The following is an 11,293-nucleotide window of genomic DNA, read 5'->3' on the forward strand; positions in this document are numbered from 1 at the left end:
GGAATTCTGCGGCGCGGGAGTTCCGTCTCAAAGGGCGTACGCCCCGGCAGTTCGCATGCTGAGAAATCCGGGTTAGGTCCGGCTGAACCCATCGGCAGCCTCGTGATGGCCAGGCCATCCCAGATTGTGAAGACTTTGGGGTTGCTATGACCCCCTGAAGTTTTCACGCTCTTACTGAGGTGCTGCGAATGCGAGGCCAGTTCGGGTTCTCGTTGCACCGAGTCGTCGCCAAGCAAGGCGAATTCAGCGTGCTTCGTGGGGAATAACCGCGCGAGGTGGCGGGCGTCTCGAATGGCGTACACCCGGTTGTATCGGATAGTGAGAAGCCGGGCTTCTGTCTCACATTGTGTACACCCTTTGGCAGACCTCACGCGGCAATTCCCCACCCCACTAGGCGAATTTGCCTTGCCTGGTGAGGATATGCCCTGCCTCGCACCGGAGAAGGCGTACACAATGTGAGACAACGCCTGCCTTGTCTCACATCGCGGGCAGACCTGAAGGTGTCGCGGCGTAAATCGCATCCCAGTTCGTCCACCTCTGAACGCCGGGACTCAAGCGTCAGGATGCGGCACTGTGCGGTAGAGGTGAACGGATGCGGCGGCGAGCCATGCCCAGATCGCGACGACGACGATCCACAGCAGCAGAACACCGAGCTCCGGGCTGGGCATGAACGCGCCGCCGAAGAACCCGACGATCACCACGATTCCGCTGACCCGTGACCACACCGCCCACGAGGTTTCCCCTCGTCGTTTACACCATCTGGCCACCACGAACGCGGCCGCTGCCAGGAGCAGAAACCCGATCGCGCCGAACGCGAAATGAAGCAGGCCGCTCAGGGATGGCTGACTGGCGGAGGCTCCTGGCGGGAATCCGTCCATCGGGTCCGGCGGGAAGATCGCGCCCGCGACGAGGGAGATCCCGTAGCCGCCGACGAGACCGCCCGCCCAGAAGCTGCCGTTCGAGCGTCGCATCGCGCGAGCGAAACCCAGGGCGGCCGCCAGCGTCATGAGTCCAGCCAAGCCGAGGTTGAGCGCCTGAACCCATCCGTACTCTCCGCGCATGAGCAGGCTGAGCGGGTACCGCGTGATGTCGAATCCGTCGCGAGTGACCGCGAGCACGAGCCCGACTGTGAGGTAGAGGGGGCCGGCCACCACGCCCCAACCAAGAGGAGAACGGGTGACGGCGGCTGCGCTGCCGAAACGCTCGCTCTGCCGTGACGTGCTGGTCATGGACTTGGACCCTTCTACTCGGACCGGAGTCTGGCGCGCAAACTATTGCACTGGCGAGGGCAGTATTACACTCCTCGGTGTAGTTGTACACTGATCAGTACCCGCGAGAGATGCGGCCGCGATAAGGCGAGAGAAGGTGACCCCGTGTCGGCACGGGCGAAACAGCCTGCGTCAACCAGCTATGCGGCACTCGACCCGCGGATCGCACGCTCGCGGGCAGCGATCCTCGCCGCGGCCTCCGAGCACTTCCTGACGAACGGTTATCTCGGGGCGAACGTCGACGACATCGCCGCGGAGGCTCGGGTCTCCAAACGGACGGTCTACAACATCTTCGGCGGTAAGGAGCAGCTGTTCCGGGAGATCCTGGCCGAGGCCTTCGCCGTCGCCGAGCGGTTCTCGACCGAGATCGCGTCCACGCTGGCGGACACCGACGATGTCGCGGCCGAGCTGAGGGCTGTCGCCGTCACTCTGGTCCGTACTGTCCTGAGCGGGAGAGTGGTGCGGCTGCGGCGGCTACTCATCGGCGAGGCCGAGCGGTTCCCCGAGCTGGCGAGGGATTACTACGCACGAGCACCAGACCGCGTGATGGACGCGCTTGCCGAGGGGATGGAGCAACTCGGTAGGCGTGGTTTGCTGGCTGTCGACGACCCGCGGCTGGCCTCGGAGCACCTTGCCTTTCTGATCCTGGGCGCCCCGCTCGACCGTGCGCTCTTCACGGCAAGCGACGAGGAGCCGCAGTTCGACGAGACCGAACGCCGGGCGCTCGAAGGCGTCGACGTATTCCTGAGGGCGTACGGCCCTGGCCGATGACCGACCGCCAGGGGTGACCTAGGCCCTGAGACGGTGTGACGGACAGCTGGGCGAAGGACAGCGTGGCGCGACCAACCTCTGGTCGCGCCACGCATTTCTGCCACGTACGGCTACGCGCACGGCACGAACCTGTCTAACGTGAAGATCACGCAGGACAGATCGTTCACGACGAAGTGACGGTGACGTGACGAAAGCCGGGCTCGGGGGTCCCGCTTCCTCCAGCCGCGGGCAACCCGACGAAAGGCAAGCCGGTGGATCTGGACCCCGTGCACCTGAGCGCCGACGTACCCGAGAACCACCGCTTCCCTACGGTCGACGAGCTCACCGCCCGCTTCGAGCGGCTCGCCCAGGAGTACTCAGACCTCGCGACGCTCCACCGCATCGGCACCTCCCGGCTCGGTGAACCCCTGCGGTGCCTCACCATCGGCACTGGCGCGACCGACGCGGTGGTGTTCGCCGGTGTCCACCCGAACGAGCCCGTCGGCAGTGTCACCGCCGAGCACCTCGCGAGCGTCCTGTGCCGGGACGACGCCCTGCGCAACCGGCTCGGCCTGCGGTGGCACATCGTTCCCTGTATCGATCCTGACGGGGCACGGCTCAACGAACGTTGGTTCGGCGGCCCCTTCACCCGGAGCAGCTACGGGCGGCACTTCTACCGACCGGCCCCGAACGAGCAGGTCGAGTGGACGTTCCCGTTCGCCTACAAGAAGGCCTACTCCGACCGTGTGCTCCCCGAGACCCTCGCGCTGATGCGCCTGATCGACGACACCCGCCCGGTCTTCATGTGTTCGCTCCACAACGGCGAGCACGGCGGCGTCTACTACTACCTGTCCAGGCCGGCCGCTCCGCTCTATCCCCGCCTGCACGCCGTGCCCGCGGCGCTCGGGCTTCCGTTGTACGCCAACAAACCAGAGACTCCCTACACCGTGGAGCTGGCCGCGGGCATTTACGAGGCGCTCCGCAACGAGGACGCGTACGACTTCCTCGAAGGCCTCGGCCTCGACCCGCTCCAGCGGGCGTACGGCGGTCCGAGCTGGTCGTACGCCGAGCGCTGGGGCACCCTCACCCTCGTCAGTGAGGTGCCGTACTGGGCGCACCCCGACGCGGCAAGCCAGGAGCCGATCGAGGAGGGGTACGCCGACCTGCTGCGCGCCCGGGTCGACAAGCTGGCCGACACAGCGCAGGTCCTCACCGGGGTCCTGGACGCGGCGGGCTCCGATCTCACCATCGACTCGCCGTACCTGCGGGCGGTCCGTGCGTTCGTTCCCTCCATCGCCAAGACCGCCGAGCAGGAGCTGAAACGCGCGGGCCAGGTCGAGGGCAAGCGCCCCGCAACCCGCGGCGAACGCTTCAACTGTCTCGACAGCGTCCACATGTTCCGGCTGCGCAACGGCGGCATGCTCCTGCAGGCACTCGACAGTGAGCTCGCGGCCGGCAACGTCTCCCCCGCGATCCGCGGCCAGCACCGGATGCTGTCAGAGGTCTACGCCTGCTGGGCCGAAGCGGCCGAGCAGGACACGGCCGAGGAGCCGATCCCCATCCGGTCGCTGGTGCGGGTTCAGTACGGCGCCATCCTGGTCACGGCGGCCTACGCGGTGGGGGCGAACGGCGGCGTCCGGCCCGGTGGTGCGCGGTGATGCCGCGGATGGAGCGTGCGTGCGAACCTTTCGTACCAGCGTGACAGAACGCCGGCGGACGGAGGAGTACGCATGCTGGAGGCCACCGGGGTAGGGCCGGACGAGGAACGCGTCTATCGCCTGCTCGTCGCGACGCTCGTCGCCGAACCGGCGGCCATCGCCGACCGGCTCGGCTCTGAGATGGGCGCGGTGCTCGGCATCCTGGAATCCCTACGTGCGAAGGGTCTGGTGAGCAGGGTCGCGGGCGCGCCGCCGCGGTACGCCGCGACGCCGCCCGACGTCGGCTTCGGCCCGCTGCTCCTGCGCGGCCAGGAGGCGCTGGAGTGGGCGCGCCGGGAGGTCGCCCAGCTCACCGACGACTATCGCGCCAGCGCCCGCCGCCGGGACGCGGCCCAACTCGTCGAGGTCATCACCGGCGCCGCCGCGATCCGCCAGCAACTCGCGAACCTCCAGCGCAGCGCCCGCGAGGAGATCGTGTGGTTCTGCAAGGCGGGTCACGTGGCGATGCCCTCGGAGGAGAACACCGAGGAGTTCGAGATGCTCGACAAGGGGGTGCGCTACCGCGTCCTCTACGAACGCGCCCTCCTCGAGCAACCCGGGATGATCGAGAACGTCGCCGCCGGCATCCGGCACGGCGAGGTCGCCCGAGCCACCTCGACGCTGCCGGTCCGCCTGGCGGTGGCTGACGGCTCGCTCGCGTTGTGCCCGCTCGTCCCCGGCGCCGACGGGGTGGGCGAGCCCACCGCGGCGCTGGTCCGCGAGAGCAGCCTCCTCGCCGCGCTGCTCGCGTTGTTCGAGAGCTACTGGGACCGCGCGTCGCCGCTGCGGCTCGCCGATCCGGTCAGCGGCGAGGAGCCGGCACTGAGTGAGGCCGGGGGCGGGCCGGCCCCGAGCGTGCTCGCCGACGACGAGAAGTACCTGCTGTCCCTGCTCGTCGCCGGCGTCGCGGACAAGGCGATCGCCACCCAACTCGGGCTGAGCCAGCGGACCGTGCAACGGCGGATCCACGACCTCATGCGGCGGGCGAACGCCGACACCCGCATGCAGCTGGCCTGGCAGGTCGCCCGGCTCGGCTGGCTCGACGGGTGAGGTGATCATGACCGTGATCATGAAGGTTTTCGGGACTCATAGCCCTTTCTGCCTTCACGACCACGATCATGATCACCGGGGAGTGCGGGCTATTTCAGGCCGTACGCACGGAGCACGGTCTGGGTCACGGAGTTGCCGGCCGCGTCCTCAGCCCGGACCCGCAGCGAGACGTACCCGTTGGTGCGGCTGAGTGCCGGGTGCTTCACCACCGCGCCGTACCTTCCGCCGCCCTTGCTGGTCACCGCCTCCACCGTGGACCAGCTCGCGCCATCGTCGTAGGACACCCACGCCGCCATCCGGGTGACGGACGGTCCGCGCAGCCCGTCCTGGTGCCGAGCGGTCAGGTCGATCGGCAGTGCGCGACCCGAGGCGGCCTTGTTGGTCAGGTCGGTCGGCACGCCGTAGTCCAGCTGGAGCAGCGGCAGCAGCGGCTGGGCGCCGCTGGCGGGCCGACTCGACCCGAACGCCCACGACGTGTCGGTCCGGGTCGAGAACGCCCAGTCCGCACTGGTCCGGCTGATGGTCAAGTCGAGGCGGTAGTCGCCGCTCGCGCCGCCCGCCGGGAAATCACCCCAGGCGAAGGCGTCCTCGGCCAGCAACTCGCCGTTCCGGTAGAGCTTCGCGGACCCCTCGTCCGGGAGCGAGCCGAGGTCGCCCTCCGCGTAGCCGTAGTGCCCCGCGCCACTGTCGGCGAACTCCGGGATCCGGATCCGCAAGGTGTCGCCGGTGCGGTACGACGTGAGTCCCTCGACGCCGCGCGGGATCGCCGGACGTACGACCGGTGCGTACCACTGCTCGTTCAGCTTCTGCCCGGCCTTGTATCGCTGCGGCGCCTGGGTCATGCCGCCAGGCAGCGGGTTCATGTTGTCCCAGCTGTAGTAGTGCTTGACCCGGTGCTGCCACCACGTGCCGTCCGCGCTGACGACCTCCTCGCGGGTGAGCGGCGTCTTCACGACGCGTTGGTACTGGTTGATCGCCGTGTCCTGCCAGGGCCGCCAGCCGAACCGCTGCTCCTTCGACCACGACTCACCACCCGGCTCGTGATACTGCGTGCTGATCGTCGCGGAGTTGCGGTCGCTCACCGTGTGGACGATCTGGTTGGGCACCTGGCCGCGGGAGACCTGCATGACGTCGTAGAGGTACGGACTGACGGGTACGCCGGTGAGCTCCACGGTGACCTTGCCCCGCGCCACCAACGCCCGCAGGTCCGCGCCCCGCTCATGGGTCATGAGGGCACCGATCGCCGGCAGCCGCTCGCCTTCGGCGAGGTTCAGCTTCGACCAGGCGTAGGCGTCCTCGGGCACGATGATGGCCGCCATCTTCGCACCGGCGGCAGCCGCGTCCACCACCCGCTGGTCGTAGTCCCAGTCCTCTGAGGAGACGAGGGCGATCTTTCCGCGTACGTCCAGGCCGGCGTAGTCCTTGGGCTGGCCGGCCCCGACGTCGACCACGGGCAGGCTCGTGGTGCCGTCCAGAGCCTGGGAGGCGCGGAGGTAGAAGAACTCCAGCGACGGGCCACCCTTCGGGGTGACCACCCGCCCGGTCAACGGCGGCGCGATCATCGACCACCGCGTCCCGAACTCGTACGCCGATTCGGCCAGCCGCTCCGTCGGCGTGGCGTAGACCCGGCGGGTCGTGTCGAACTGCATCGTGTAGTGGCTGATCCCACGGGCTCCGAACTCCCGGTGGGAGTAGAAACTCAGGATGCCGTCCTGCACCGCTGGCTTCGGGGTCTTGATGACGACCGGCTTGGCCGTGCGCGCGTCCACAGTGACAGTCATGTCGCTCGTGACCTCGACCTTGGGGTCGTCGATCACGAACGTCTCCTCGTCAGGTCCCCGCCGCTGGCTGATCATCGCGTGGAGGAAGTACGTGCCTTCCGCGACCTCGTAGGTGCGCGTGCGGCCTTCGACCAGGTAGCCGAGGACGTCGAAGCGGGAGTCCTCGCCGTAGAACGTCAGCGGATTCACGAATGCCGGCCCGCCGTCAGGCCCGACGCCGGTGAACGTCACCCGGTGCCGCGGCGCCTCCTTCATCAGGCCGAGCGAGGTGTGAACGACGATCCCGCCGTCGGCCGTCGCGGCGAGATAGCCGCCGGACCGGCCGCGCGGGACCTTCACCGGGTCGACGGTGATCGGCACGGTCACGGTCGCACCGGGTGCCACCACCACGCTCGACTGGCCGAGTCGCACCGCGTCAGCCGCGAGCGGGTTGCCGTCCTGGCCGCGCAGCGCGAGGTCGAGAGCGAGCGTCACGGGCTTCGTGGTGGTGTTGGTGTACGTCACGTCCTTGCGGACCTCGCCGGCATCGGACTTGTCGGCGTACATCCCGAGGTCGAGTGTGCCGGTGCCGTGGACGCTCTGCGTCACCGCGCGCGCCACGTCGACCCGCCCGCCGCCCTGCTCGAACACCGTCAAGCCGTCCTTGCGTACCGCCGTACTGGCCAGGGCGTCCTTGAGCTGGCCCGCCTTCCAGTCGGGGTGGCGCTGGGCGAGGATCGCGGCGGCTCCGGCCACGTGCGGCGCCGCCATCGACGTACCAGACGCGGCGGTGTAGTGCGCATCGACCGGTGTGCCCATGCTGGTTCCGGTCGCCCGCGCGGCGACGATACCGACACCGGGTGCGGTGATGTCGGGCTTGACCGCGAAGTCGTCGAGCCGCGGACCACGACTGGAGAACGGCGCCAGGGACTCGTCCCGGTTGACCGCCCCGACGGTCAGGGCGTCGGCGGCAGCGCCTGGGGTGCCGACGGTGAACTCACCCGACTCCCCGTTGTTGCCCGCCGAGACGACGAACAACGTGCCGGTCTCTTCGGTGAGGGCGTTCAGGCCCTGGCTCATGGGATCGGTGCCGTCCGTGGGCCCGCCGCCGAGGCTCATGTTGACGACCTTCGCCCCTGAGGTGGCGGCCCATTCCATGCCGTCGAGGATCCAGGACTCCAGACCGAAGCCGTCGTCCCCGAGCACCTTGCCCACCAGGACCTTCGCACCCGGTGCGACGCCCTTGCGGGTGCCGCCCGCCGCAGCACCCGTGCCCGCGACGGTCGCCGCGACATGGGTGCCGTGGCCGAACTTGTCATCCGTGGTGGGGCTGTCGCTGAAGTTCTTGCTCTGTGCCACCACGCCGGCAAGGTCGGGATGCGTGGTGTCGATGCCGGTGTCGAGGACCGCGACCGTCACGCCCGTGCCGTTGAACCCCGCGTCCCAGGCCGTCGGCGCACCGATCTGCGGGACGCTCCGGTCAAGGTTGGCCCGCACCTTACGGTCGAGCCAGATGCGCTCGATCCCGCCCGCGAGCTTCGGCGCCGCCGTGGACCGAGCGGTCAGCTTGTCATCGTCCACGGACTCCCAGAAGCGTTCGGCGGCCTTCTTGTCAGCCGCGACCGCGCGGGCGTTGATGCTTTCCAGGACCGGTCCCGAGGCGGAGGTAGCCGCGACGCTCGCCGCCTTCACCTCCGCGACGTCAACGCTGTCGCGGTAGGCGAGGATCAGCGGGAGGGTGGATCGGCTCTCGTCGTCGTACCCCTGGTCGATCAACTCGGTGACGTTGAACAGATCCGCGTCGATCAGCTTCGCGTCGAGGTAGGGAACGACGTCTGTAGGAAAGACGTGCAGGTCGTCGTCGACCTCCAGCTGCTGGAAGCTGATCCTGTCACGGTCGGGGCCCGGCTCGATCGTCGCGGCCTGCCGGCCGTCCGGCAGCCGCTCGACCCGGATCGTGTCGCCGGTGATCAGCGTGACGGTCCAGCTCCGCCCACCCGCCACCTCGGTCGTCTTCTGTGCGCTGGCAGGGCTTCCTGGAACGGCGAGCACCGCCGTACCCACCAGCACCGAGGCCGCGCCAAGGGCGGCCAGCCGGGCTCTTCTCCGCATCCGCAGTCCCTCTCTGAACGTCGTGGTGGGGTGGGCCCGGACGGGCGAAGCCCGAGCGGGGCCGGAACCACACCGTGCCAAGGGCAGGTTGCGGTTTCCTGCACCCAGGCGTCACTACGTCCAGCTGCCGCAGTTGTGACATGTCGCCTGTGCGACAGGCGTGATTAACCGACAGTTGGCAGGCGATCGCCGCGCGCAGCCGCGGCGATGTCGCCGGTCGCTCCGGCGCGCACGGCCCGGCCGCCAAGCACGATGACGTACAGAACGAACCCCACCTCGGCAACCACGCCGATGCCCACCCGCGCCCAGGTCGGGAGTCCGGACGGTGTCACGAACGCCTCGATCACGCCGGACACCAGCAGCATCATCGCGAGCCCGAGCGCCATCCCGATCGTTTCCCGACCGGTCTCCGAAAGCGCCTGGAGGCGGGTACGCGGGCCAGGACTCACCACCGTCCAGCCCAGCCGCAAGCCAGCCCCGGCCGCGACCAGCACCGCCGTGATCTCGAGGAGTCCGTGCGGGGTGATGAGGCCGAAGAACACGTCAGCCCGACCGTTGTCCCACATCAGACCGCCGGAGATGCCGACGTTGACGGCGTTCTGCCACAGCATGACGATCACGGGTACGCCGAGGAGCACGCCGCCGGCAAGCGATCCGGCGGCGATCCACGCGTTGTTGGTCCAGACCCCGAACGCGAACTCCGCCGCCGGCGCCGAGCTGTAGTAGTCGGCGAAGTCGTGGTCGACCAGTTGCTGAACGGCCTGCGGTGGGAGAATGGCGGACTGAACCTCGGGGTGGGTCGCGACCCACCAACCGACCGTCCAGCTGACCACGAGGAACGCCGCCGCCGTGGGCAGCCACCATGCCGCACTCCGGTGGAGGGCGGCCGGGAACGTCACCGTGAAGAACCTCGCGACGTCCCGCCAGGCCGGCGTGTGCGCGCCCGTCACCGCGCTGCGTGCCTGAGCTACCAGGGTCGAGAGGCGCTCGACCAGCACGGCGTCAGGGGCACTCGAGCGTACGACGGACAGGTGGGTGGCGACCCGTTGGTAGAGCGTGAGAAGCTCGTCGGCCTCCTCACCGGTGAGGCGTCCGCGTCGCGAGAGCAGGACCTCAAGGCGATTCCAGTGCGCCCGATGAGCGGCGACGTACGCGTCGAGGTCCACGCTGGCACACTAATGGAGCCCGAAGCTGAACGCCGGACCGGGAGGACCCGCGGTGAGCGATCTCGTCACAGGTGAGGCCGTCGTCCTCGAGTTACGGTTGGCCCGTCCGGCGACCCGGGCGCTCGCGTTCTTCATCGACATCCTCCTGCAGCTCGTCTGCTTCGGGATCCTGATGATCCTCGTCGCGCTCGTCACCGGCGACGGCGCCAGCGGTTCCCTCATCGGGGGCCTCGTCATCGCCTGCCTGGTGCTCACGTTCGTCGGCTACAACACGACGATCGAGACGCTGACCCGGGGCAAGAGCATCGGTAAGTACGCCATGGGGCTGCGCGTGGTCCGCGACGACGGCGGACCGGTCGGGTTCCGCCAGGCGCTGGTGCGTGCACTCTGTGGGGTGTTCGTCGACTTCTTCCTCACCTCGGGCTGCGTGGGGTTCTTCACCGCGATGCTCTCGCCCCGGGGGAAGCGGGTCGGTGACATCCTCGCCGGCACCGTCGTCCTCCGAGAGCGGGCACCGAAGGCCGCCGACCCGATCCCCGACGTACCCCCCGCCCTGCTCCCCTGGGCCTCGCGGGCGGAGATGTCCCGGCTGCCGGACGACCTTGCGCTGTCGGTCCGGTCGTACCTCAGCCGCTACCACGAGCTCTCCCCCGAGGCACGCACGGCGCTGGGCAACCAGCTCGCGGGCGCCGTCGTGACGTACGTCTCCCCGCCACCGCCGGCCGGCGTTCCCGCGTGGGCCTACCTCGCCGCCGTCCTCGGCGAACGCCGGAAGAGGGCGTTCGCCCAGCTACACCAGACCGCCCCGGCGGGGCAGTGGTCCGGCGGGGGTTCAATGCAGGCATCCGGCGACGTCCGGGCGCAGGGGCTTGGGCAGGGGGTTGGGCAGGGGCTCGGACCGGGGGCGGGGCAGGGGCTCGGACCGGGGGCGGGGCAGGGGTTTGGGATGGGTTCGGGGAGCGCGTCCACTCATGCGCATTCACCGCTCGAATCAGCTTCGCAGGCGGCCGACCCCACACCTCACTCGGACGCTCCGACGGAGCCAGCGCCTCCGCAGTCATCTCCTCCGCAGTCCTCCCCTCCGCCGTCCTCGGGTGGTTTCGCGCCGCCTCGCTGAGCTGGGCCAGTTGTGTCGTCTGCGCGGTGATCTACGTCGAGACCGCTCTTCCATCTACACCGCAGCCGCAGAATCCCTTGCAAATAAGGGTTCTTGCGGTCGCCACTAATTGCGGGAGCGATCTTGGCGGAGTAAGATCGAACATATGAGCGACGGCGATGGTGTGCGGATCTCACCGCTCCCGCCCGGGTTTGGCGACATGCTTCCCGGTCCGGAGTTGGCGGTGGCGTTCGCGGGCGTCGATCGGTCGGCGTGTAAATGGGTTCGAGCTTGGCGTGTTGCTTCAGGCCGCGCGGAAGATCGCCTGTTGGGGCGAGTCTTTGAGTCTTGCTGTGACTGCTGTGTTGGCGCACTGCCCGCCCTGCTTCAAGGA

The 11,293-nt window shown here is 68.9% G+C and carries 7 protein-coding genes; 4 read left to right on the forward strand and 3 right to left on the reverse strand.

Features of this window, described 5'->3' with window-relative positions; genetic code table 11:
• Positions 1–551: 551 nt before the first annotated feature.
• Positions 552–1,229, reverse strand: a complete 678-nt coding sequence (locus B141_RS0138080; protein WP_020580415.1) for a DUF998 domain-containing protein — start codon at positions 1,227–1,229, stop codon at positions 552–554.
• Between the two features lie 144 nt (positions 1,230–1,373).
• Here B141_RS0138080 and B141_RS0138085 point away from each other — a divergent pair, with 144 nt between their 5' ends.
• The 3 genes from B141_RS0138085 (at position 1,374) to B141_RS0138095 (ending at position 4,765) form a co-directional block, all read left to right on the forward strand.
• The gene (locus B141_RS0138085) at positions 1,374–2,039 is read left to right on the forward strand and encodes a TetR/AcrR family transcriptional regulator (RefSeq protein WP_020580416.1); all 666 of its coding nucleotides are present in this window, start codon (positions 1,374–1,376) and stop codon (positions 2,037–2,039) included.
• A gap of 251 nt (positions 2,040–2,290) precedes the next feature.
• Positions 2,291–3,676 carry a M14 family zinc carboxypeptidase gene (locus B141_RS45140; RefSeq protein ID WP_020580417.1) on the forward strand — a complete coding sequence of 462 codons (1,386 nt, stop codon included), beginning with the start codon at positions 2,291–2,293 and terminating at the stop codon, positions 3,674–3,676.
• A 72-nt stretch (positions 3,677–3,748) separates the two neighbouring features.
• Positions 3,749–4,765 (forward strand): helix-turn-helix domain-containing protein, encoded by a 1,017-nt coding sequence (locus B141_RS0138095; protein ID WP_020580418.1) that lies wholly within the window; start codon positions 3,749–3,751, stop codon positions 4,763–4,765.
• An 89-nt stretch (positions 4,766–4,854) separates the two neighbouring features.
• Here the strand turns inward: B141_RS0138095 and B141_RS0138100 are convergent, their stop codons facing one another.
• Positions 4,855–8,637 (reverse strand): S8 family serine peptidase, encoded by a 3,783-nt coding sequence (locus B141_RS0138100; RefSeq protein WP_020580419.1) that lies wholly within the window; start codon positions 8,635–8,637, stop codon positions 4,855–4,857.
• Between the two features lie 164 nt (positions 8,638–8,801).
• A complete protein-coding gene (locus tag B141_RS0138105) occupies positions 8,802–9,803 on the reverse strand; it encodes a stage II sporulation protein M (protein ID WP_020580420.1) in 1,002 nt (333 codons plus the stop codon).
• A 52-nt stretch (positions 9,804–9,855) separates the two neighbouring features.
• Between B141_RS0138105 and B141_RS52505 the strand changes: the two genes are divergently transcribed.
• Positions 9,856–10,920: an RDD family protein gene (locus B141_RS52505; protein WP_020580421.1), complete on the forward strand. Its 1,065-nt coding sequence runs from the start codon at positions 9,856–9,858 to the stop codon at positions 10,918–10,920.
• Positions 10,921–11,293 lie beyond the last annotated feature (373 nt).

The organism is Actinopolymorpha alba DSM 45243 (assembly GCF_000373925.1).
Taxonomy (GTDB): domain Bacteria; phylum Actinomycetota; class Actinomycetes; order Propionibacteriales; family Actinopolymorphaceae; genus Actinopolymorpha; species Actinopolymorpha alba.